Raw genomic sequence first — 809 nt, 5'->3', positions numbered from 1 at the left:
TTCATGAGCTTGGGCATGAACAGGTTGGGCAGCTTCACGCCCCCGGCATGGCCCAGATACATGAACTCGTCGGCGGTGACTTGCGTCTTGAGCGGCCGGTCGGGATCGGAGCGCCACTCGGGCAGCAGGCCGTCGAGGCCGATCGGGTCGATCACCGCGCCGGAGAGAATATGGGCGCCGACCTCGGAGCCCTTCTCGACCACGACCACGGAGATGTCCGCGCCCGCCTCGGCCGCCTTCTGCTTGAGGCGGATCGCGGTGGCCAGGCCGGCCGGACCCGCGCCCACGACGACGACGTCGAACTCCATCGATTCACGGGCAGACAGATCGGACATATCGTTCCCAGGATGGCGGCTGTTTGACTGCGTGCTTCAAGTTCATGTTGCTGGCCGGAATGCTCAGTCAGATGATCGAGCGGCAAGATCTGCGACGTAGCCGGAGTGTCTTAGAAACGGCTTACTATCGGGATCCAGGTCGGTGACCGCCCATAGAAGCTGGGAGATCTCGTCGATTATCTCATCGACTTGGGGTGGGCTCGATCTAGGATCTACAATCTGTGTTAGTAGCTGAGCGACATCGTCGATGCTCTTCGCTTCCTGGCTATGTGAGGCGGTTGTCACCCTTCGCCCTCCTCAATCTGGAAACTCGCTGGACAGCGTCTGGTTGAGTTCGGGGAGGATTGTGAAGTGGTCGCCGACGAGGCCGTAATCGGCGACCTGGAAGATCGGCGCTTCCTCGTCCTTGTTGATCGCGACGATCACCTTGGAATCCTTCATGCCAGCCAGATGCTGAATGGCCCCTGAAATCCC

1 protein-coding gene and 1 pseudogene are annotated in these 809 nt (G+C 60.6%); both read right to left on the bottom strand.

From position 1 onward, the window contains the following. On the bottom strand, positions 1-335 hold a 335-nt coding region (locus JKL46_RS34970), incomplete at its 3' end, for an FAD-dependent oxidoreductase (RefSeq protein ID WP_201843044.1). 297 nt (positions 336-632) lie between these two features. Beyond that, a pseudogene (locus JKL46_RS34965) lies at positions 633-809 on the bottom strand (electron transfer flavoprotein subunit alpha/FixB family protein); the annotation flags it as partial.

This window comes from Microvirga zambiensis WSM3693 (assembly GCF_016735695.1).
Classification (GTDB): Bacteria; Pseudomonadota; Alphaproteobacteria; order Rhizobiales; family Beijerinckiaceae; genus Microvirga; species Microvirga zambiensis.
The sequence above is the reverse complement of the archived record's forward strand: the minus strand, read 5'-3'. Positions and strand labels throughout refer to the sequence as shown.